Genomic DNA, 21,373 nt, shown 5'->3' on the forward strand with positions numbered 1-21,373 from the left:
CCGCGGAGGCTGTCGCCATATGACGACAAATGCTATTGTCGTCATATGGCGACAATCCATGTGACGCGCCCCGACGACCTGGGCCCCGCCCTCCGCGAAATCCGGGCAGCCGAAGGCATCACGCAGTCCGCGCTGGCGCAACTAGCCGACGTCGGACGCCAGTGGCTCAGCACTTTCGAAATGGGCGAGAAACCGTCGGCTCCGCTCGACATGGTCATGAGAATCGTCGCCGCGCTAGACGTCTCGGTGACGCTGTCGCGCCCCGCACCGCCCGCACCGGTCGACGAAGAGGAGCCCGTCGACCTGGATGCGCTGATCGACGGCGTCGACGCATGAACGGCGCGACAGAACACCTCCTGCACGTCGCCATGAACGGCCGCGTAATTGGCGACGTCCAGCGCTCAGGAAAGCGAAAGATGCGCCTGCGCTACGAAACCCCGAGCGCAGGACGATTCACTCCCCTCTCCGTGTCAATGCCGGGCCCGTCGGGCAGGTACCGCGAAGCCGTGCTGGCGCCGTGGTTGCAGGGACTGCTTCCCGATCGGCCGGAGATGCTGCGTCAGTGGCGCCGTCGGTTCGGGATCGCCGACGACATCAGCCCGTTCTCTCTGCTTCGGCACGTCGGCGAGGACGTCGCAGGCGCCGCACAGTTCGTGCGGCCCGATCGCCTTCAGGCCGTTCTCGATGGGCCCGGCGACCTTGACGATCTCCACTCTGTCGAGGTGGCCGAGATGCTCCGGCGAGCTAAGGCCGATCTGCCGGTCTCCATGAAGGAGGGCATGAGCGGCAAGTTCTCCCTGGCAGGTGCCCAAGCGAAGATCGCCCTGCATCGCTCCGGCCGAGGCTGGAGCGATCCGTCCGGCGCCGTTCCGTCGACCCACATCGTCAAGCCGTCGATCCCCGGCATGACCGACCAAGATCTCGTCGAGGCGGTAACACTGCGAACCGCCACCGGTCTCGGGCTGCGTGCCGCACACTGTGCCATCGAGGAGTTCGATGACGAGCGAGGCATCGTGGTCACGCGCTACGACCGGATCCAGCGGTCAAACGGGAAATGGCAGCGCGTGCATCAGGAAGACATGTGCCAGGCGCTGGGCGTGTGGCCGGACCGCAAGTACGAGAGCCAGGGCGGCCCGGGTGCGGTCACCATCGCCGAGTTGATCCAACGGACAAGCAGCAAGCCGGAGGATGACACGCGCCGCTTCGCGCAGGCGTTGGTCTTCAACTGGCTCACATGCGGCACCGACGGTCACGCACGCAACTACTCACTCCTGCTGAACGGCGAGGACATCCGGCTCGCCCCGTTGTACGACCTCAACTCTCACCTCGCCTACTCCGACGGAGCTGGCAACGATCTGTCCATGGCCGTGAACGGCAGTTTCCACGCAGCAGCGGCCTCGGTAGACGATTGGGCGCGGTTCGCGACGAGGTTGCACGTGGACTCGGACTGGCTCCGGGACGAGATCACGCGTCAGTCCGACGACCTGCTTGATGCGATGGCCGGTGCCGCCAAGTCCGACGACATCGCCAGGTACGACAGCCCGGCGGTGGCTCGCCTCCTCACCAACACCGAGGCGTGGCTCAAGCGCGTCACGCGCTCATAAACGAGCAGCGCGGCGTGACTTCGCCAGGCAAATTGCGTCGAGAAAGCGACAAACGGCAACGAATCCGGCCGAAATCGCGCAATATCCCTGGCGAAGTCGGGAGAACCGGGCCGCAGCCAGAGCCGCGCGGCCGAAGCCGCCCCTACAGCCAAGGCCAGTCGAACACTGCCGTCACCGGGGCGTGGTCGGACCAGCGCTTGTCATAGCTCGGCGCGCGTTCCACCCGCGCCTCGACGGCCTTCGCCGCGAGGCCAGGCGAGGCGAGCACGTAGTCGATGCGCCATCCGGCGTCGTTGTCGAACGCCTTGCCTCGGTACGACCACCACGAGTACGGGCCGGGCCCCTCCGGCTGCAACGACCGCTGGACGTCGACGTAGCCAGCGCCATCCAGCAACCGCGAGAACCACTCCCGCTCCTCGGGCAGGAAGCCGGAGTTGGTCTGGTTGCCCTTCCAGTTCTTCAGGTCGGCCTCGGTGTGCGCGATGTTGTAGTCACCGGCGACAACGACTTCCTTGCCCGCCGCCTCCGCGCGCTGGCGCAACCGCGTCAGGTGCAGCAGGAACGCCCCCATGAAGCGCTCCTTCTCCGCCTGACGCGGCGTACCGACCTCCCCGCTCGGCAGGTACACACTCGCCGCGATCAGCGAGTCGTACTCGCACTCCAGGTAGCGGCCCGAGGTGTCGAACTCCGGGTCACCAAAGCCGACCCGCACCGACGTCGGCTCCGCCCGCGACAGCACGCCGACACCGGCCCTGCCCTTGTCGGCAGCGGGCGCGAACGCGGCATGCCAGCCGTCAGGGGCGACGACGTGATCCGGGAGCTGCTCGCGCTCGGCACGCACTTCTTGCAGGCAGACGACATCGGCCTCGGCGGCGGCCAGCCACTCGACATAGCCCTTTTTGGCGGCAGCACGCAGGCCGTTGACGTTCACGGTCGACACGGTAAGCACGCCGCAGACCCTACCGGCGACCACCGACACGACGCGCGGGAGCTACCGACCCTGACGACCGAGGGCACGGTGCGGCCAGCTGAGCAACAACCGGAACGCGCGCCGCCTACCCGCAGGTTGCGTCCGGCAACGGCGTCAGGAACTCCTTCGCCACCCACCGCTCGTCGCCGAGCTTGCGGAAACCCTTCCGCACCGTGGAGCTGGCGGCGACGGTCTCATCTCGTGTGACCTTGTCGACGACGTCGGCGTCCGTTGACGGGCCGCTACGCACGTTGAGCACATCCGCCGTCACGGTGAACTGGCATCCCGACTCCGCCGAGCCTCCGACGTCGATGTCGCCGACGCCGCCGCGCTCATCACCAAGGATGTAGATGAAGAGAACGCCTGCCAGCACGGCGGTAATGATCAATGTGCGCTTCGGTATGCCCAGTAACACCCGTGCTCCTCGCGACCCGCTGCGACTGATGACGCAGTCCAGGTATAGCAACTATCGCGCCCTCGGTGGGACACGAAGCCATAACCTCCACCCGGTCGGAGTGCCACTCACGGGTGTCGGAAGGCGGCGCACCCGGGACAACCGGCCCGAGTACGCCGCGCGCTGAGCTCAGCCCTGCGCCATCTTCTTCTGCAGATTCTCGTCCAGCGTGTTCAGGAATTCCTCGGTGGTCTGGTACGCCGAGTCCTTGCCGACCAGCAGCGCGAGGTCCTTGGTCATTTTGCCGCTCTCGACCGTCTCCACGACGACCTGCTCCAGCTTGTGGGCGAAGTCGACGACCTCGGGCGTGCCGTCCAGCTTGCCCCGGTGCTCGATGCCCCGCGTCCACGCGAAGATCGACGCGATCGGGTTGGTCGACGTCGGCTTGCCCTGCTGGTGCTGCCGGTAGTGCCTGGTCACGGTGCCGTGCGCCGCCTCGGCCTCGACGATCCTGCCGTCCGGCGTCCGCAGCACCGACGTCATGAGACCGAGCGAGCCAAAGCCCTGCGCCACCGTGTCGGACTGCACGTCGCCGTCGTAGTTCTTGCACGCCCAGACGTAGCCGCCTTCCCACTTCAGCGAGGCGGCGACCATGTCGTCGATCAGACGATGTTCGTAGGTCAGGCCCTTGGCGTCGAAGTCCGCCTTGAACTCCTTCTCATAAATCTCGGCGAAGACGTCCTTGAACATGCCGTCGTAGGCCTTGAGGATGGTGTTCTTCGTCGACATGTAGACCGGCATGCCCCGATCGAGGCCGTACTGCAGCGATGCCCGCGCGAAGTCCTCGATGGACTTGCGGTAGTTGTACATACCCATCGCGACGCCGCCGCCCTCCGGATAGCGGGCGACCTCGAACTCCATCGGCTCCGAACCATCGTCCGGGGTGTAGGTGATGGTCACGGTGCCGGGACCGGGCACCTTGAAGTCGGTGGCCTTGTACTGGTCCCCGTGAGCGTGACGGCCGATGATGATCGGCTTGGTCCAGCCGGGAACGAGCCGAGGGATGGTCGAGATGATGATCGGCTCACGAAAAACGACACCACCGAGAATGTTTCGGATGGTGCCGTTGGGGCTGCGCCACATCTTCTTGAGACCGAACTCTTCTACTCGCGCCTCGTCAGGGGTGATCGTCGCGCACTTGACGCCAGCCCCATGCTTGGCGATGGCGTTCGCGGCGTCGACGGTGACCTGGTCGTCGGTGCGGTCGCGTTCCTCGATGCTCAAGTCGTAGTACTCAAGGTTGATGTCCAGGTACGGATGGATCAACTTGTCTTTGATGAACTGCCAGATGATGCGGGTCATCTCGTCGCCGTCGAGTTCTACGACGGTTCCCTGGACCTTGATCTTCGACATGAGCGCCAGGTGCTCCTTCACTGTGTGGTCGCGGGCCTACCCCGGGTCCCACTGTTCGGGTGGACCCGGAGAGCAAGCCCTTCGCGGATCTTCGCGTGTGTGGTAGCGGCTTAACGGGACAAGCGTACTGGTAAATGTCCCGCCATGGGGCACCACGTGACGAATCTCAGTCTTTCAGCAGAACGGCACGCGAGCCAAATCGCATCCCACGCGAACCGCGACCGACACCGATCTCGGCGTTGACCTGGGGCTTCGCAGCCCCATCACCGGCGGAATCTCAGCCGGGATGGGCGCCAACGGCGTCGCGAATCTCGGCGCCCCTGCTGACGCTGGTGCGCGCGCAGTGCGCGCAGCAGAAGAACCGGCCGTCGACCTCGACGCCATGGCCGAGGATCCGGCACTGGCAGTGCTCGCACACCGGCGCGATCCGCTGCGCCGCGCACTCGATGCTGTCGAAGGTGTGGACGTCGCCGCTATTGGTGCGTACCTCGAACGACATCCAGTAGTCGTTACCGCAGACCTCACAGGCCGCCATGGCTCTCCGCCTCCTTGGGTCGGGTATGTGAGTCGGATGGGATGGGGTGTGTCTCCCAGTCCCGAGCCTGCTCCTGGTGCCACTCGCGGGCAAATCGTGCACCCAGCCGGGTGCTCTCACCAACGGAGTAATCATCCCCATCGACGCAACCCGCGCCTGCTCCTACCCTGAAAATCGGAGGTGGTCAGTCATGCACGCGACAGCAGGAGACCGGATCCTGGTACACGGCAGGACGGTGGGATCCGGTGAGCAGCACGGTGAGATCGTCGAGGTGCGCGGAGAGGACGGCAAACCGCCGTTCCTGGTGCGCTTCTCCGACGGACACGAGAGCCTGATGTACCCCGGGCCGGACACCGAGATCCTCAGCCCTGACGAGCAACGCTAGCCGCGGCTCAGCCGGTCGGCCCCTTCGCGATCGTCAGCGACACGAACAAGATCAACGCACCGAACGCGGTATAGGCGAGGACGTCGATGGCGCGCCCCCTGATGACCAGCAGCCCAGCCTTCTCCGGCGTCAGGACACCGCGCAGCACGGCGGCGACGAACAACGCGCCCGCGATCAGCACCGTGCCCTCGCGCCAGTGATACTGCGCGATACGGACGAAACCCGACGCGACGATGGCGAGGACCAGCCCGAACGGCAGATGCGCGAGTAGTTGCTCTGACGCGCGCTTGGCGGACACCGTCAGCCCGCGATTCCCGCCGCGCGCTCGGCGGCCTCGACGACGTTGGTGATGAGCATGGCCCGCGTCATGGGACCAATCCCACCCGGGTTCGGTGAGAGATACCCGGCGACGTCGTCGACACCGGGAGCGACGTCACCGGTCAGCTTGCCGTCGACGCGAGAGACGCCGACGTCGAGCACGGCGGCGCCCGGCTTGACCATGTCTGGCGTGAGCAGGTGCGGCACCCCGGCCGCCGCGACGACGATGTCCGCACGCTTGGTCTCGGCGGCGAGATCACGAGTGCCGGTGTGGCAGAGCGTGACGGTCGCGTTCTCCGAACGCCTTGTCAGCAGCAGCCCGAGCGTGCGGCCAACGGTGATGCCCCTGCCGACGACGGCGACGTGCGCGCCTTCGATCGGGACGTCGTACCGCCGCAGCAGTTCGACGATGCCGCGTGGCGTGCACGGCAGCGGAGCCTTCTCGTTCAGCACGAGCCTGCCGAGGCTGACGGGGGCGAGCCCGTCAGCGTCCTTGGCGGGGTCGATGCGCTCCAGGATCGCGCCGGTGTCGAGGTGTTTCGGCAACGGCAGCTGCACGATGTAACCGGTGCAGGCCGGGTCGGCGTTGAGTTCGTCGATGACCTTCTCCAACTCGGCCTGCGTGGTGTCGGCAGGCAGGTCACGACGGATCGACGTCACCCCAACTTGCGCGCTGTCGCGGTGCTTCGAGCGGACGTAGGAGTGCGAACCAGGGTCGTCACCGACCAGCACGGTGGCGAGTCCGGGAGTCATGCCGCGCTCCGTGAGCGCGGCGACCCTGCCCGTGAGCTCGGCGAAGATCGCATCTTTGGTCGCCTTGCCGTCCAGCACCGTCGCCACAGCTTCGTTCCTCTCCGTGAGGTCAGGGATGCTCATTCTCGCAAAGCCACCGCACGCCCCGGCAGCGAGGCGACCACGATCGCGACCAGCGCCAACACCGCCCCGACGATGGTGCTCGCCGCGAGGCCACCAGGGTGAGCGGGCAGCACGACGTCCAACGCGATCGAGGCGAGCAACTGCCCCGCGATGGAGGCGAGCCCGAGCAATAGCACCCCGATCCAACGCACCACGAGCGCCGCGGTCGCGATGAATCCGATACCGACGAGTCCGCCGACGTAAAGCAGCGGGTTCGCGGGAAACTCGACGACGTCGTCCCGCAGCGGCGCCGTGGCCAGCCAACTCACGCCGAGCACCGTGGTGCCGACCGCGAAATTGACCAACGCCGCGACGAGCGCGTTATCCGCGGTCACTCCGACATGGCCGTTGATCGCCTGCTGCACCGCGACCGCGAAGCCACCGAGGACGGGGAAGACGAGCAGCCAGGCTTGGCTTCCCGCGATCGCGATGCCACCCCACGTCGTCACGATGACGGCAACGAGCATCAGTGCCGCACCAAGCAGCCGCACCACGCTGATGGGTCGCTTCCCCGCGGGGCCGAGGCCGACACGATCCACGAATAGCCCACTTATCGTCTGGCCGGTGACGACACCCACGGTGAAGGTCGCCACACCGAGTACACCGACCGTCAACGATTGGCTGAAGATCATCCCGGCGCCGCCGACACCGCCCAGGAGATACCAGTGGCGAAGCCTGCCCGCGTTCAGGGCATCACGAACCCGCGCGATTCCGACGCGCATGCCGCGGGATGCCATGAGCGCAAGCACGAGCACGGTGAGTCCGCCGCCGAACGAAATCAGCGCGGCGAGCATGGAATCCCCCAGGTCAACGGCGAGTTGTCCGTTGATCCGCGCCTGGATCGCGATCGCGAAACCGGCGACGAAAGCCACCGCGACTCCGAACACCTTCGGCCTTGTTCGGCTACGGCCGACCGTGGCGAGCACCCTTCACCTATCCTTCCGTGATCCCCCGTGCCGACGCCATGTGGCCCGCTTTTCGCCGCAGCGCCAACTACGCCACCGTAACGGCGACGACTACTGCAAGTGCATCTACTTGCTCCGATGCTGTGATCCTGGGACCTTCGTGTGCGAACTACTCCGATTCACGTCAAGATGTTCAGGTGGCACACGCGACTCAGCTCAACGCGACAGAGCAGGACACACTGGTCAAGCAGATCGGTCTCGCCCTGCTGCGGACGGCGCCCCGTGACTGGCAGCGCATCACGGCGCACTACCGCACGGTCGGCAGGTACCACGAACTCGAGGGCGAGGTCACCCTAGCGGATGGCAGCCAGCAGGAATGGGCGGCGACGCAGGACATCGCCTCGCTGTTCAACCGGCTGCGCGCTGGCATGTACCGCGAGGAGCGAGGCACCTGGTTCAATGCCCACTACACGCTGGAGGCCCCCGCGAGCTACAACCTGGAGTACGACCGGGAGGAGCCTCGCTGGCAGCACCTGCCCCCGCAGCAGGCATACACCGACGAGCTGCGGATGTTCCCTCGAACGGAGGAGAACATTCCGGATTGGCTGATGGAGCGGGTGGCCGGCGTCGGACCAGAGCCGATGGGGCCGCACTTCCGCTTCGCGCGGATCTTCGACGGCACCAACCAGGCAGGCCGACCGGTCATCGAACGGCAGGAACTCAGCATCGCCGAACAGGACCACGTGCTCTCCTACCTCGGCGCGGCGCCGGTCGTGCTGCCTGGCCGCGGTTACGACATAGACCGGCTGGCGCCCGCCCCCGAGGCCCGCGTGCCCGTGGCCTTCCACAGCGACGGAACCTGGATCTGGCCGGCCGCCGTCAACTACTACCTGCAGGAATATGGCATCGCGCCGGAAGCCGAACTGGTCGAGCACATCAGGAAAAACCGATTCCAGGTACCGCGCGTCACCGACGAGCAGCGCGCCGCCGCGCATGACTACCTGACCAAGGGTGACGGCGGGGCGCAGCAGCCGGACCCCCGAGGCGCTGCTGGGCCCGCCGCGGGCGCTCCCCCAGGGGCGACTACGACACCCTCGACACCAGCGCCCACGTCGGCCGCGACGACCATGGTGGACCCGCCGTGGCGTCGCACGCCGGAGAATGGCGCGGGGCCGCCGCCTGACGCCACGGAAGCGACACAGGTCTGGCACCCACCCGCGGGCCTCGGGGCACCCCCACCGGACGCCACCGAGCAGACTGAGGTGTGGCATCCACCGGCCGACCTCACCGGGAAACCGGCGGCCCCTAACGGGGACCTCGATGAGGGGTCGGCGGAGCAAGGGGACCACGAGCCCGTATCCGACCACTCCCGGTTCGACGAGCCCCCGTTCGATGACGCTCACTACGAGGATGCTCAACCAGCGGAACCAGCGCACGAGCAACCGCGGCCTGACCGGGCGGCCCAGGCATCGATCAGCACGCAGTACTTCGACCCGCGCGACGCGGCCGACGACGGCTTCGAGGATTTCGACGTCGAGGACGACGTCGAAGATCACGCCTACCCGGACGAACCTGCCATCACCCGGCTGCGCACGATGCTGCACGACCTCGATGTGCCGACCAGCGCCTACCGCATTGGCGAGCCCGCGGCGCATGGGTGGAGCATCGAGCGGGTCGAGCACGGCTGGCGGGTCGGCTGGTACGACGACACCCTCACCAACCCGTCCATGTTCGGCGATGCCTCGGATGCCGCGGCGTTCATGCTGGGCAAACTGCTGCTTGAACCCGGGGAAGCGTCGGAGGACGTCGACGTGCGCGGAGCGGGCGACCCCGCGCTCGACGAGACGGACACACACCACGAGGTGAACGGGACCCACCGTGACGTCGCCGACGCACTGTCGGCACCACCGAGCGGTATGGCCCGCCCTCCCCAGCCGCAACCGACGACCGTCACGCCCCCTGTCGGCGCGGCGCCCGGTGCGCCGCAGCCGACCACGGGGACGCCACCCGCGACATCAGGAGCAGGCGCCGAGGCAGCACCGACGACGTTCCAGCCTCCGGCATCTCGACCGGCGACACCGCCACAGGGCACGCCAGCCGCCGCCGGTGCGCCATCTCCTGCCACGCCGTCGTCCGCGACGCCCGCGTCGGGTGGCGCGCCGTCGCAACCGGGGAACTGGCCAATCCAGCCGTTGCCCGGCGAGCCGCCGCTCACGCTGTTCCGGGGCAAACAGATGGAAGACCTGCCCATTGGTAGTGAGATCGACCGATTCGGCAATCCGGACGGCAATCTGACCTACGTGGCTGGCACGCCGTTCGAGGAACGATCGCTGGTGCCGGAGTGGGTGAACCGCCCGTACCACGTCTACCGCGTACAACGCCCGATCGAGGCACTGTCCGGGGTCGCGATCCCATGGTTCAGCCAGCCTGGTGGCGGCACGGCTTACGTTCTGCCCGCCGCCATCGAGGATCTCGTCGCGGACGGCGTCCTCATCGAGCTCGATCCTGGCGAGCCACCCGTCGACTGACACCGTGTCCCATCGCCGTCAGCGGAAGTCGCGGGATTTCATCGGGATGCGAACATCGAGGTGCTGGAGCCGGTCGGCAAGGACGCTGATGACGCCCTCACCATGGTCGGCGTGCTCAACAACGCCCCGGATCAACAGCGCTGGGCTTGACCGCGCGACCTTCCGGTAACGGGACCAGAGCCCCGGCGAGCAGACCACGTTGACCATCCCGGTCTCGTCCTCGATGTTGAGAAACGTGACGCCGCTGGCGGTCGCGGGCCGCTGGCGGTGGGTCACCGCCCCGCCGATGAGTACCCGAGTGCCGTGCGGCACCTCAGCGAGCTTCGCGGCGGGAACGACGCCGAGCCGGTCCAGCCGGTCTCGCAGGAACTGCGTGGGGAAGCTGTCGGGGGACACTCCCATCGCCCAGACGTCGGATTGGGCACGCTCCCAATCACGCATTCCAGGCAGCGGCGGCGCGTCAACACCGACACCGCTCCCCGGCAGCTTCTCCGGCCGCTCTGTCGCGACAGCGCCCGCCGACCACAGCGCCTGCCTACGGTCCTGCTCGAAGCACCCAAAGGCGCCCGCCGTCGCCAGCGCCTCGACCTGCGGCGTGCGCAGCCGCACCCGCCGCGCCAGATCGGCCATGCTGGTGAACACCCCACCGCGCTGGCGTTCCTCGACGATCTGTTCCGCCACCCGCTGCCCAATGGTGCGTACGGCGGCCAGTCCGATCCGCACCGCGGGCGTGGCGTCGTCCGTCGAGACCGGCTCCAGCGTGGCGTCAGCCAAACTGGCGTTAACGCAGGCGCCGCGCACGGTCACACCGTGTCTGCGCGCGTCGGCGACCAGCGACTGCGGCGAGTAGAACCCCATCGGCTGCGCTCGCAACAACGCCGCGCAGAACGCGGCCGGGTGGTAGTACTTGAGGTACGCGCTGGCGAAGACCAAGTAGGCGAAGCTGAGCGCATGGCTTTCCGGAAAGCCGAAGTTCGCGAAGGCAAGCAGCTTGTCGTAGATCCGCTCGGCGACGTCGTGCGGGACACCATTACGCGCGGCCCCGTCGCGGAAACGCCGCCGTAGCCTTTCCATCTTGCGCGCCGATCGTTTAGCGCCCATGGCCCGGCGCAGCTCGTCGGCCTCACCAGGGCTGAAGTCGGCCACATCGACAGCGAGCTGCATCAGCTGTTCCTGAAACAGCGGCACACCGTGGGTCTTCTCTAGCGCGTTCTTGGTCAACGGATGGTCGAAGGTGATGGGCTCCTCGCCGTTCTGCCTGCGGATATACGGGTGCACCGAGCCACCCTGGATCGGGCCGGGCCGGATCAGCGCGACCTCGACGGCGAGGTCATAGAGCGTGCGCGGTCTGAGCCGGGGCAACGTCGCCAGCTGCGCGCGGCTTTCCACCTGAAACACGCCGATGGCGTCGGCGCGGCAGAGCATGTCGTAGACATTGGGATCCTCCAGGTCGAGGTGCGCGAGGTCGATCTCGATGCCTTCGTGCTCGCGCACCATCTCGACGGCGTACCGGACGGCGGAGAGCATGCCGAGCCCGAGCAGGTCGAACTTGACCAGCCCCGCGGCGGCACAGTCGTCCTTGTCCCACTGCAGCACGCTGCGATCCGCCATGCGTGCCCACTCCACCGGACACACCTCGCTCACCGGGCGGTCGGCGAGCACCATGCCACCGGAGTGGATGCCGAGATGTCGTGGGAAGTCGCCTAGCTCGTTGGCCAGCGCGACGACCGGCTCAGGGATGTCGTCGTCGGCATGGGCCCGTGTCGAGGACCAGCGGTCAATCTGTTTGCTCCAAGCATCCTGCTGACCTGGCGAGTACCCGAACGCGCCGGCGATGTCGCGCACCGCTGAGCGCGCCCGGTAGGTGATGACGTTGGCGACCTGCGCGGCTCGTAGCCTGCCGTGCTTGGCGTAGACGTACTGGATGACTTCCTCACGACGGTCCGACTCGATGTCGATGTCAATATCGGGCGGCCCGTCCCGCTCTGGAGCGAGGAACCGCTCAAACAGCAGCCCCCACCGGACCGGGTCGACCTTGGTGACGCCGAGCGCGAAGCAGACCGCCGAATTCGCGGCAGACCCTCTGCCTTGGCAAAGGATGCCGTTCTCCCGGCAGAAGCGGACGATATCGGCGACGATCAGGAAGTACCCGGGAAAGTCCAGGTCGGTGATGATCTTCAGCTCGCGTTCGAGCTGCTGATAGGCCTCCGGGTTAGCGTAGCGGTAACCGTAATGCCGATACGCGCCCTCGTAGGTCAGCCAGCGCAGGTAACTGGCTTCGGTGTGACCATCGGGGACGCCGAATGGCGGCAGTTCTGGCGCGACGAGCGTCAGGTCGAACGACAACTCGACGCCGAGCAACGCGGCACGCTGCACCGCACCGGGATAACGGTCGAATCGACGTCGCATCTCGGCTCCTGACCGCAGGTGCGCGCCCGCGGCGGGAGGTAGCCAGCCGTCCATCTCATCGAGGCTGCGACGCGCTCTGATCGCGGCGAGCGCCGCCGCGAGACGGCCCCGGTGTGGTGCCGCGTAGTGCGCGACGGTGGTGGCCACGGTCGGCAGGCCGAACTCGGCGGCCAGGGTGGCCATGTCGTCGTTGCGTTTACCGTCGGTAGGCAGGCCGTGATCGAACAACTCGACGAAGACGTTGTCCTTCCCGAACAGGTCGGTGAGCTGCCGTAACTTGCCCGCCGCCGCGCGATAGCCGGACGTCGGGTCGGTGTCCGAAAGCACCGAGCGAACCGGCCCCTTACGGCACCCGGTCAACACGACACAGTCGCCAGCCACCTGCTCGGCGACCTCGTCGATGCGGTAGATCGGTCTCCCCTTCTCGGCACGGGTGCCGCCATCGTGTCCAGCGAGCTGACCAGCCGTGATGGCTCGGCATAGACTGGCGTAACCGCGTTCATTGCGGGCGAGCAGCAGCAGATGCTCGCCCTCGGGGTCGGCGACACCGTTCTGCGGTGCGGACAATCCCAGACTCAGCTCAGCGCCGTAGACGGTGCGCACGCCCAACTCTTTCGCGGCTTGTGCGAATCTGACCACCCCGTACATGCCGTCGTGATCGGTGAGCGCTATCGCGTCGAGCCCGAGCCGGGACGCCTCTTCGACCAGCTCCTCTGGATGGCTCGCGCCGTCGAGGAAACTGAAGTTGGAATGACAATGCAGCTCGGCATAGGGCACCCGGCAGTCGCTGCCAGCCTGACCTTCCGCCCGCAGGTCAGTGAGGTCGTCCGGCCGGAAATAACCCTCCCGGCGACGAGTCCACGCAGGGCTGTCCGACCCATCCCCGATGACGTCGGGCTCGGACCGCCCGGACAAGGTCCGTTCCAGTTCGGACCACCGTATCGGCGGATTGCTCCACCCCATCAGGAGTACTCCCCTTCAACGATCCAACGCGGCCGCGCATGCGCTCGGAACCGCAACAACAAGGCGTCCCCCTTGTCGACGACGATCTGCACCCGTGCCCGCATGCCGTCGTCATGCGGGTCCCACCAGCGTTCGTCCACTGGCCACGGCCCTGCCCAGCCGAGTACGTGCCGCGCGGGATGGCCCGCTACCTCGATCTGGCGCGGTGGGCTGGTCAATTGGCCGCGCTCGGTCACCGCGACGGAGCGACCACGGTCGTCGGTCACGGTGACCTCGATCCGTTCGGTGAACACCGTGGCGGGAGATGGCGCTGGCAACCTCCCTGGCCACGGACGTTCATCGGCGTCGTCGCGTGGGTCGCCCCACGGCACCAACCGCACCCGCTCCCCTGGCCCGCGTCCTCCCGTGAGCACCGGGGTACACACCGCAGTCTGGCCGAGCAATCCTTGCACTCGAACCAGCGCACGACCGGCGCGCTCATCGGTGTCGTCGTCGCCACCAACGGAACGCCATAAGCCGAGCTGCAGCATGCTCGCGTCGACCAACTCCTCCGGCTGCAGCCGCAGCTTCACCACCCCGCTGTTCGGTCGGCTCTCTGGCCCGTCGGCCGGTGCCACCCGCAGCCAGCTATCGAACTGCCAGCGCACCCGGTCAGCGATGCCACCCTCACTGACCGGTTCCGCGCACCGCCACGTACGCGCTAGCTCCTCCCCGGTAGCGGTCACCGCGTAGATGCTGAGGCGCGTGCAGGCAAGATCGCGAGTGCCGAGTTCGGTGTGCAGCGTCTTCGCCAGCGTTTTCGCCACGAACGCCGCGGCGTCGACCCTGTCGAGCGGTGGATCGAACGTCTCGACGACCGCCAGCTCCTCCGGCGGCCGTCTTCTGTCGATCGGTCGCTCGGACAATCCGCGTGCGAGTCGGTGCGCGATCATGCCGACGCGACCGAACCGCGAGGACACCGTCCGCTCCGACAGCTCGGCGAACTGCCCGAGCGTTCGCAACCCCAACCGACGCAGCAGATCCACCAGCTCACCGTTGTCCTCCGTGGGCAAGGCGCTGACCAACTCGGTAATCGGCAGCGGCTCAAGGAAACGCGCTGCCGCACCCGGCTCGACCACCACGCCCCTGCGGGCGGTGAGAACCGCGGTGAACAACCCATCAGCGATGCCGACCTGGCATTCCAGCCCCGTGCTGCCGGACACATGATCGACCACCCGCTCGATGAGCTCGTGTTCACCACCGAAGTAGCTGACGGCCCCCATCGCGGGCACCGCGACGACACCGGAGCGCACCACCTCGACTCCGACGACCAGTTCCTCGACCGCCGCGGCGACCGGCTCAAACAGCCGCGCATCCCGCGACGAGTCCATCCCGAGCACCGCCAGGCCAGGACAGCAAGACTGCGCTTCCCTGCGCCGCATCCCTCGGCGCACCCCGTTACTTCGTGCCGTCGCCGAGCACGCGACGACCCGGTTCGCCGAGAACACCGCAGCGGGGTGGTGCAGTGGAATCCCCGCGGCCACACTCGCCGCCGTGACCGGCCAATCCGGGCACCACACCACCAACAACCGGGTCGCTTCACCCCCGGACAGCGCGCTCACCCCGCTTCCAGCATTGGTTCCGCATCCGTCGCGCCGGAGCGAGCGATCCGCCCCGCCGCCCCCGGCAGCAAGAGCCGCACCGCCGCAGGGCGCACCGCTGCTCCCCTACCGCTGCCATGAACGGTGACCTCTCGTTCGCTGAGGTACCCGTGTCCGGATGTCCCCAGTCCGGACCATCGACCTTCTTCGCACCGCAGCTCGACATCGACTCCCGGCCAGGCCCCCGCCGAGATGAGCACAGCGCCCCGATGCCGTGCTCGTGCCGACAGTTGCCGTGCGGTGCGGCCATTCACCCCACGACCAACGACGACGAGGTCCAACCCGTCCAGCAGCGCGGCGACGGCTGGCACGAGCTCGGCGCCAGGCGCAGGCACAAGAGCTAACCTGCTCTCCTCGACGCCGAGCTCGGCCGCCGCTACCACCCCAAGGTCAGGCATCCCGACGACCGCTGCCCACGACCCCCGCGCCGTGGCCTCGACCAGCAACGACAGCACCAGTAGCCGTGACCCGATCACTGACACCGTGCTGCCCCTGCGTAGTCCCCGGTGGGGCAACACGTCCGCCAGTTCGGGCACCACGGGGAGCAGCTTCCCCACGGCCGCCGCTCCCGCAGCGTCGACCGCCATTCCGCTCGCCGTGTTCAACCCTGGCAGCGACGCCAACCGAGCCACCGTGTTGTCAGCGTCGCCAAAACTGTCGGTGTCGTCAGGCACCATGAGCGAACGAGCGCTCATCACCGCACATCACCCTCTCGCGCACCTCGGTCACGCCACCGTCGTGACCATCGGCCGCCGTGGGGAAGACGGCGCCGCCTAACCATTTATCGAACTTATGTTCGATGCCTCCAGTCAACGCTACCCAGAGCTCGATGTCAAGCCAGCACATAAGAAAAGCCCGCGAGCGGTACCACTCGCGGGCAGATCTCACTTAAAAGCCCAGTTCAGCACAGGCTTACACGAACGGGTGAGCCAGGATTGGCCGCCCCGGATGCTAGACAGGACGTCAGTGTGCGAAGTGCCGTGTCCCGGTCAGGTACACCGTCAATCCCGCGGCGTCCGCCGCCGCGACGACCTCGGGATCACGCACCGAACCACCCGGCTGCACCACCGCGCGCACTCCACCGTCAATCAGCACTTGCAAACCGTCTGGGAAGGGGAAGAACGCATCTGATGCCGCGACGGAACCCTTCGCGCGGTCGCCCGCGCGCTCCACGGCAAGCCGGCAGGAGTCCACCCTGTTGACCTGGCCCATGCCGACACCGACCGAGGCACCATCGGCGGCGAGCAAGATCGCGTTGGACTTCACCGCACGGACCGCACGCCATGCGAATGCCAGGTCAGCGAGCACAGCGTCGTCAGCGGCCTCGCCCGCCGCCAGCGTCCAGTTCGCCGGATCGTCACCCACCGCGTCGATCGCGTCCGAGGACTGCACCAACAGTCCACCGGTCACCGCACGCGACTCGACTCCGCCTCGCTGTGGCGCCGCACCGCGCAGGATCCGGAAGTTCTTCTTACGCCGGAGGATGTCCACGGCGCCCTCCTCGTACGAAGGTGCGACGATGACCTCGGTGAACACGTCGGCGACCTGCTCGGCCATGTCGACAGACACCTCACGGTTGGTGGCGATGACCCCACCGAACGCGGAGACTGGATCGCAAGCGTGCGCCTTGCGGTGCGCGTCAGCGATGCCGATCTCCGAGACCGCGATACCGCACGGGTTGGCGTGCTTGATAATCGCGACGGCGGGCAGCTCGTGGTCGTAGGCCGCACGAATCGCGGCATCGGCATCGACGTAGTTGTTGTACGACATCTCCTTGCCGTGCAACTGCTCCGCCGTGGCCAGCCCTGGCGTGCCCGACATGTAGAGCGCGGCCTGCTGATGTGGGTTCTCGCCGTAGCGCAGCTCATGCGAACGCCGGTACGTGGCACCAATCCATTCGGGGAAGTTCGTGCCTGGCTCGGGTGCGAGAACATTGCCCATCCAGGACGCGACCGCGACGTCATAGGACGCCGTGTGCCGATACGCGTCCGCGGCGAGCCGGGCACGATCGGCATGTGTGAACCCGCCGCCACGGACCTGTTCGAGCACCCAGTCATAGCGGTTCGGGTCGACGACGACGGCGACGCTGGCGTGGTTTTTCGCCGCGGCGCGCACCATCGCTGGCCCGCCGATGTCGATCTGCTCAACGCACTCCTCCGGAGCGCCATCGGAAGCAACGGTCTGCTCGAACGGGTACAGATTCACGACGAGCAGGTCGAACGGCGTGATCTCCAGTTCCCGCAGCTGATCGAGATGTTCCTGTTTGCGGGTGTCGGCGAGCAACGCGGCGTGCACCCTCGGGTGCAGTGTCTTGACCCTGCCGTCGAAGGACTCCGGGAAGCCAGTGACCTCCTCGACCGGCGTGACCGGCACGCCCGCTTCCGCGATCACCCGTGCCGTGCCGCCAGTGGAGATGATCTCGACGCCCGCCGCGTGGAGACCGGTGGCGAGCTCAAGCAAACCCGACTTGTCCGAAACGCCGATCAGTGCGCGCCTGATGGGGCGTGTGCCCTGCTCAGTCACGAGATACTCACCTTTCTTCCAGTAATGGTGCAGCCGTGGCGGGCGAGCGCGGCCACGACATCAACGAGCAGGCGACGCTCAACGGCCTTGATGCGCTCGTGCAAACTCGTGTCGTCGTCATTCGGCTCTATGGCGACGGCTTCCTGCGCGATGATCGGCCCGGTGTCCACCCCAGAATCGACGAAGTGCACCGTGGATCCGGTCACTTTCACACCAGCGGACAGCGCGTCGGCCACGGCGCGCATGCCGGGGAACGCGGGCAACAGCGCGGGGTGGGTGTTGATGACCCGGAAGCCGAAGTGCTGCAGGAACTCGGGGCCGAGGATCTTCATGAAGCCGGCGGATACGACAAGATCGGGTTGGTAGGAGGCCACTGCCTTGGTCAACGCCGCGTCCCAGCTTGCCCGATCGGGATAATCCGCGAGCGAGACGACGAACCGGGGAATGCCAGCTTGATCGGCCCGGTCCAGCGCGAGGACGTCATCCCTGTCGGTACCGACAGCCACGATCGTGGCTGGGAAGTCGCCCTGTTGGGTCGCATCGAGCAACGCCTGAAGCAGGGTCCCCGACCCTGACGCGAGCACGACGATCGTCACCGGAGTGGCGAAGTCAAGCCTTGTGGCCGATACCTGAGACGAGCGCTCCAACGCCTCTCCTTCTCGATTCCCGACGGGCACCTTCACCCTAGACACTGTCGCCTACCAGCGACGGAGGCGGTCGGGCGAGAGTGACTCAGCGCTCGTCAGGACGGGTGGCGTCGGACTCCGCGGCGATGTCTACAGGGGCGGATTCGGCTGTCGCGTCAGCCTTTCCGTCGGGTTCGCCGTCCTGGGTGTCCGCCGTATCCAAATCTGACTCGGGTATCGCCTCGTCGTTATCCGAACCGGCGTCCGAGTCAGCCGCGACTTCGTCGTCGTCCTCGGTGTCTTCCATGTCAGTCGCTGCGCCTTGCCCGACCTCAGCCGCCGCACCGTTCTCATCCTCGGAGTCGGTGCCATCCGCGCCCGCTGGCTCATCGTCTGCAGCTGTGACGTCGGTGTCACTGGCATCCGCCGCATCGGCGCCAGCGTCGCATTCGTCGTCAGCGACGTTCGCGCCGTCGGACTCACCGTCCTGAACGTCAGATACGGCGCGGGGGCCGGTCAGCCAGGCGACGAAGGCCCCAGGGAGAAAGATCCAGGCGAAAGCGGCAGCGGACAACAGCCCGGCAGGTAGCAAAAGGCCGGGAAACGGGACACCGCCCGCGCTACCGCCAAGGCTGCCGCCCGCCAACGTCGTCAGTACGACCGTGCCAAACCCGATCACCGCGCCCGCCACCGCGACGCTGCGGAGCCGCTCCATCGGGGATGGCGACGACTCGCGCAATGTCCATCCCACCCCGACACCGATGAGCGCGGGCAGCAGAAACAAGGCCGGCCACCAAGCCGCGTAGGACTCCGGCAGCCCGGCCAGCAGCGGCACGCCAGGCACCGAACCGCCCTCGAAATGCGTCGGACCGATTGACGTTGGCCCAAGGGTGAATCCCGGGCCGAGAAGGAACGCCAACGCGGCAAGCACCGCGTTCGGCAGGTAGCCCAGGCAGAGCAGCAGCATGCCGAAACCGCTGCCGAATCCGGGCGCGTGCGCGACGAACAACGTCTGCATGGTCGGCACGGCCAACGCGGTCGTCACGGTCAGCACCAGCGCGGATGCCGCGAACAAGCCCGCCATCCCCAACGCGGCGGCGCGCAACCCGGCGAGCGCGGCGGCATCAACGTAGTGACGCGGGAAATCGAGCAGTCCGCACCGACGTGCGACACCGACGGTCGCCGCGGCTCCCGACACAAAGCCAGGTGAACCAAACGCGACCAGCGGGTCGGCCGTGACGATGGCGCCATTGGCAAGCACCGCGATCACCATTCCCACGCAGGCGTGAGTGCCCGCGACGGTTCCGATGACAACGCCAGCTTGCCGGGGCGTCCGATATCCGAGGCGAGCGACCGCGCCGGATGCCGAGCGTGCGACCAGCGCGCACACCCCGATGGTGAGTGCGAGCGGCAACAGACCGAGCTCGTTGTCTCCGATGACGACCGGTACCTGGTATGCGGCGAGCCAGCCGGGGCCGGCCGCGAGCAGCACACCTAACACCGAGAAGGTCGGTTCGGCGGCCAGCGCGGCCACGGTCGCGAGTATCGTCGCGATCGCGGCGTATCCCGTCAGCACGGGCAGCGCCGCCACGGCGAGCAGCTCCTTGAACCGCCTCACGCCGTCTACCCGCGCCTGTTCATCCTGTCGCAACATCGTGATCGGCAGCTTCGCATTGATACCTAGCCGTCACGCTGAGCCACGCCGCCACGGTTGGTTATGCTCTTCGCCTCATTCGCACGAAGGGTGGACATGTTCGACACGCTTGTGGACCGCGCCGCGCGCCTCGCGCGCGATGGGCATCGCGCCATCATCGGCATCTGCGGCGCGCCAGGCGCGGGTAAGTCGACGCTGGCCAACGCCGTTAGCGACGTGCTGGGCAAGCGAGCGATCGTGGTTGGGATGGACGGCTTCCACCTTGCGCAGGCCGAATTGGAAAGGCTAGGACGCGCGGAACGAAAAGGCGCACCGGACACATTCGACGCGGATGGTTACGTTCATCTGATCCGGCGATTACGCGCGAACGCGGGCACCGTCTACGCGCCACTGTTCCGCAGGGATATCGAGGAGCCGATCGCCAACGCCGTCGCGGTGCCGCCCGAGACGCCGCTGGTCATCACCGAGGGCAACTACCTGCTGCTTGATGAGCCGCCATGGGGTGAGCTTCGCGCGTTGTTCGACGAGGTGTGGTTCATCGCGCCAGACGAGTCCGATCGCATGCGGCGTCTCGTCGAGCGGCACCGCGCGTACGGGCGCTCAGCCGACGCCGCGCTGGCGCGCGCACACGGCTCCGATCAAGCCAACGCCGAAGTGGTGCTGGCTACCGCGTCGCGCGCGGATCTGGTGGTCAGTCGCTGGGAGTAGTGGCTGTCGCGAAGGGCTCCTATGGGACGTCTGGTGTCACGAAAGAGCCCTTCGCGACACCTCAACCCTGCTGCGGCGGCTGCTGGGTGAACTGCCCCTGCGGGCTTGCGTAGAGAGTCGGAGCCTGACCGGACTGTGGCTGGCCACCAGCCGCGCCGGGCTGCCCGGGCTGCCCCTGCCCCGGCTGGCCGCCAGACGCGCCAGCGTGTCCTTGTAGCTGCTGTCCAGGCGCTGGCGTCTGCGGATGGCCCGGCTGCGGTTGGCCATGCTGCTGCGGGTAGGCGCCCTGCTGCGGCTGGCCATACTGCCCGAACTGCCCTTGCTGGCCGTAACCGGGCTGCTGGCCGTAGGCGGGCTGCTGCTGGCCCGGCCGCGGCAGCTTGATGAGTCCGACGTCGATCAGGTACGCCCCGACGGCGACCAGCGCCTGCACTATGCCGAAGATCAGCATCAGCACGCCACCGGTTTCAAGTTCACCATCGGTCGAGAACACCATGAACAGAAACGGCACGATGGCACCGAGCGAGAACACGGCTGGCCACGCGCCGGGCTTGTGGTCACCAGGCAGAACCCCGAACGCGGCGGTGAGTGCGGCGATGAACAGCAGTCCTGGCACCCAGCCGGTGAACGCTTCGAAGAAGTTCACGCTGGTGCCCGGCCCGATGCTGCCGAGCGTGGCGAAACCGAAGAACAGGTTCAGCACGCCGAGCCCCGCGACCGCGAGATACGCGATCAGACCAATGTCGAGCGTTCGACCCGCGTTCTGCTGCGGCTGCTGCTGATAGAACTGTCCGCCTTGCTGCTGTGGCGGCGGCTGGTGCTGCGGTCCCTGGCCTGGAAACCCGCCGCTCGGGTACGTCATCCGTGCTCTCCTGTGTAATCG

General features: G+C 67.2%; 19 protein-coding genes. 5 read left to right on the top strand and 14 right to left on the bottom strand.

The window, feature by feature from the left end; genetic code table 11:
- The first annotated feature begins 45 nt into the window (after positions 1 to 45).
- Positions 46 to 336 carry a helix-turn-helix transcriptional regulator gene (locus tag ACFQGD_RS29450; RefSeq protein ID WP_345404266.1) on the top strand — a complete coding sequence of 97 codons (291 nt, stop codon included), beginning with the start codon at positions 46 to 48 and terminating at the stop codon, positions 334 to 336.
- A complete protein-coding gene (locus ACFQGD_RS29455; RefSeq protein WP_345404263.1) occupies positions 333 to 1,604 on the top strand; it encodes a type II toxin-antitoxin system HipA family toxin in 1,272 nt (423 codons plus the stop codon). Before ACFQGD_RS29450 ends, ACFQGD_RS29455 begins: the two co-directional genes overlap by 4 nt.
- A gap of 142 nt (positions 1,605 to 1,746) precedes the next feature.
- Here the strand turns inward: ACFQGD_RS29455 and ACFQGD_RS29460 are convergent, their stop codons facing one another.
- From ACFQGD_RS29460 to ACFQGD_RS29475, 4 genes are all read right to left on the bottom strand, one after another.
- Complete coding sequence (locus ACFQGD_RS29460) at positions 1,747 to 2,553, bottom strand: exodeoxyribonuclease III (protein ID WP_345404260.1); 807 nt, start codon at positions 2,551 to 2,553, stop codon at positions 1,747 to 1,749.
- A gap of 106 nt (positions 2,554 to 2,659) precedes the next feature.
- Entirely contained in the window at positions 2,660 to 2,989 is a 330-nt protein-coding gene (locus tag ACFQGD_RS29465) for an SH3 domain-containing protein (protein ID WP_345404257.1), read from the bottom strand.
- A gap of 168 nt (positions 2,990 to 3,157) precedes the next feature.
- Positions 3,158 to 4,381: an NADP-dependent isocitrate dehydrogenase gene (locus tag ACFQGD_RS29470; protein ID WP_345404254.1), complete on the bottom strand. Its 1,224-nt coding sequence runs from the start codon at positions 4,379 to 4,381 to the stop codon at positions 3,158 to 3,160.
- 277 nt (positions 4,382 to 4,658) lie between these two features.
- The gene (locus ACFQGD_RS29475; protein ID WP_345404251.1) at positions 4,659 to 4,916 is read right to left on the bottom strand and encodes a Prokaryotic metallothionein; all 258 of its coding nucleotides are present in this window, start codon (positions 4,914 to 4,916) and stop codon (positions 4,659 to 4,661) included.
- Between the two features lie 190 nt (positions 4,917 to 5,106).
- Here ACFQGD_RS29475 and ACFQGD_RS29480 point away from each other — a divergent pair, with 190 nt between their 5' ends.
- On the top strand, positions 5,107 to 5,301 hold the full coding sequence (locus ACFQGD_RS29480) for a DUF1918 domain-containing protein (protein ID WP_345404248.1): 195 nt from the start codon (positions 5,107 to 5,109) through the stop codon (positions 5,299 to 5,301).
- Positions 5,302 to 5,308: 7 nt separating this feature from the next.
- On the opposite strand, the gene ACFQGD_RS29485 is transcribed toward ACFQGD_RS29480, so the two are convergent.
- Genes ACFQGD_RS29485 through ACFQGD_RS29495 form a run of 3 tightly spaced genes read right to left on the bottom strand, consistent with a single transcriptional unit; the run spans position 5,309 to position 7,460 of the window.
- Positions 5,309 to 5,599: a DUF3017 domain-containing protein gene (locus ACFQGD_RS29485; RefSeq protein WP_345404245.1), complete on the bottom strand. Its 291-nt coding sequence runs from the start codon at positions 5,597 to 5,599 to the stop codon at positions 5,309 to 5,311.
- Positions 5,600 to 5,601: 2 nt separating this feature from the next.
- Positions 5,602 to 6,459, bottom strand: a complete 858-nt coding sequence (locus ACFQGD_RS29490) for a bifunctional methylenetetrahydrofolate dehydrogenase/methenyltetrahydrofolate cyclohydrolase (protein WP_345404242.1) — start codon at positions 6,457 to 6,459, stop codon at positions 5,602 to 5,604.
- A gap of 32 nt (positions 6,460 to 6,491) precedes the next feature.
- A complete protein-coding gene (locus ACFQGD_RS29495; protein WP_345404239.1) occupies positions 6,492 to 7,460 on the bottom strand; it encodes a DMT family transporter in 969 nt (322 codons plus the stop codon).
- A gap of 176 nt (positions 7,461 to 7,636) precedes the next feature.
- On the opposite strand from ACFQGD_RS29495, the gene ACFQGD_RS29500 reads away from it, so the two are divergent.
- The gene (locus tag ACFQGD_RS29500) at positions 7,637 to 9,967 is read left to right on the top strand and encodes a TNT domain-containing protein (protein ID WP_345404236.1); all 2,331 of its coding nucleotides are present in this window, start codon (positions 7,637 to 7,639) and stop codon (positions 9,965 to 9,967) included.
- 18 nt (positions 9,968 to 9,985) lie between these two features.
- Here ACFQGD_RS29500 and ACFQGD_RS29505 read toward each other — a convergent pair whose 3' ends face one another.
- From ACFQGD_RS29505 to ACFQGD_RS29530, 6 genes are all read right to left on the bottom strand, one after another.
- Positions 9,986 to 13,339 carry an error-prone DNA polymerase gene (locus ACFQGD_RS29505; RefSeq protein WP_345404233.1) on the bottom strand — a complete coding sequence of 1,118 codons (3,354 nt, stop codon included), beginning with the start codon at positions 13,337 to 13,339 and terminating at the stop codon, positions 9,986 to 9,988.
- Complete coding sequence (locus ACFQGD_RS29510; protein ID WP_345404230.1) at positions 13,339 to 14,940, bottom strand: DNA polymerase Y family protein; 1,602 nt, start codon at positions 14,938 to 14,940, stop codon at positions 13,339 to 13,341. The genes ACFQGD_RS29505 and ACFQGD_RS29510 overlap by 1 nt, the downstream gene beginning before the upstream one ends.
- On the bottom strand, positions 14,937 to 15,674 hold the full coding sequence (locus ACFQGD_RS29515) for a hypothetical protein (RefSeq protein WP_345404227.1): 738 nt from the start codon (positions 15,672 to 15,674) through the stop codon (positions 14,937 to 14,939). The genes ACFQGD_RS29510 and ACFQGD_RS29515 overlap by 4 nt, the downstream gene beginning before the upstream one ends.
- Before the next feature lie 268 nt (positions 15,675 to 15,942).
- On the bottom strand, positions 15,943 to 17,502 hold the full coding sequence (purH, locus tag ACFQGD_RS29520) for a bifunctional phosphoribosylaminoimidazolecarboxamide formyltransferase/IMP cyclohydrolase (protein WP_345404224.1): 1,560 nt from the start codon (positions 17,500 to 17,502) through the stop codon (positions 15,943 to 15,945).
- Positions 17,499 to 18,098 carry a phosphoribosylglycinamide formyltransferase gene (gene purN / locus ACFQGD_RS29525; RefSeq protein WP_345404412.1) on the bottom strand — a complete coding sequence of 200 codons (600 nt, stop codon included), beginning with the start codon at positions 18,096 to 18,098 and terminating at the stop codon, positions 17,499 to 17,501. Before purN ends, purH begins: the two co-directional genes overlap by 4 nt.
- Before the next feature lie 136 nt (positions 18,099 to 18,234).
- Entirely contained in the window at positions 18,235 to 19,782 is a 1,548-nt protein-coding gene (locus tag ACFQGD_RS29530; protein WP_345404221.1) for a cell division protein PerM, read from the bottom strand.
- A 90-nt stretch (positions 19,783 to 19,872) separates the two neighbouring features.
- On the opposite strand from ACFQGD_RS29530, the gene ACFQGD_RS29535 reads away from it, so the two are divergent.
- On the top strand, positions 19,873 to 20,490 hold the full coding sequence (locus ACFQGD_RS29535) for a nucleoside/nucleotide kinase family protein (RefSeq protein ID WP_345404409.1): 618 nt from the start codon (positions 19,873 to 19,875) through the stop codon (positions 20,488 to 20,490).
- 61 nt (positions 20,491 to 20,551) lie between these two features.
- Here the strand turns inward: ACFQGD_RS29535 and ACFQGD_RS29540 are convergent, their stop codons facing one another.
- Complete coding sequence (locus ACFQGD_RS29540; RefSeq protein ID WP_345404218.1) at positions 20,552 to 21,352, bottom strand: DUF5336 domain-containing protein; 801 nt, start codon at positions 21,350 to 21,352, stop codon at positions 20,552 to 20,554.
- Positions 21,353 to 21,373 lie beyond the last annotated feature (21 nt).

This window comes from Haloechinothrix salitolerans, from assembly GCF_042662605.1.
Classification (GTDB): Bacteria; Actinomycetota; Actinomycetes; order Mycobacteriales; family Pseudonocardiaceae; genus Haloechinothrix_A; species Haloechinothrix_A salitolerans.

Excerpts from the sequence above, each read along its gene's own strand:
- ACFQGD_RS29530 (WP_345404221.1), bottom strand. The coding sequence starts at position 19,782 with ATGTTGCGACAGGATGAACAGGCGCGGGTAGACGGCGTGAGGCGGTTC.
- ACFQGD_RS29515 (WP_345404227.1), bottom strand. The coding sequence starts at position 15,674 with ATGAGCGCTCGTTCGCTCATGGTGCCTGACGACACCGACAGTTTTGGC.
- ACFQGD_RS29540 (WP_345404218.1), bottom strand. The coding sequence starts at position 21,352 with ATGACGTACCCGAGCGGCGGGTTTCCAGGCCAGGGACCGCAGCACCAG.
- ACFQGD_RS29475 (WP_345404251.1), bottom strand. The coding sequence starts at position 4,916 with ATGGCGGCCTGTGAGGTCTGCGGTAACGACTACTGGATGTCGTTCGAG.
- ACFQGD_RS29480 (WP_345404248.1), top strand. The coding sequence starts at position 5,107 with ATGCACGCGACAGCAGGAGACCGGATCCTGGTACACGGCAGGACGGTG.
- ACFQGD_RS29450 (WP_345404266.1), top strand. The coding sequence starts at position 46 with ATGGCGACAATCCATGTGACGCGCCCCGACGACCTGGGCCCCGCCCTC.
- ACFQGD_RS29505 (WP_345404233.1), bottom strand. The coding sequence starts at position 13,339 with ATGGGGTGGAGCAATCCGCCGATACGGTGGTCCGAACTGGAACGGACC.
- ACFQGD_RS29470 (WP_345404254.1), bottom strand. The coding sequence starts at position 4,381 with ATGTCGAAGATCAAGGTCCAGGGAACCGTCGTAGAACTCGACGGCGAC.
- ACFQGD_RS29455 (WP_345404263.1), top strand. The coding sequence starts at position 333 with ATGAACGGCGCGACAGAACACCTCCTGCACGTCGCCATGAACGGCCGC.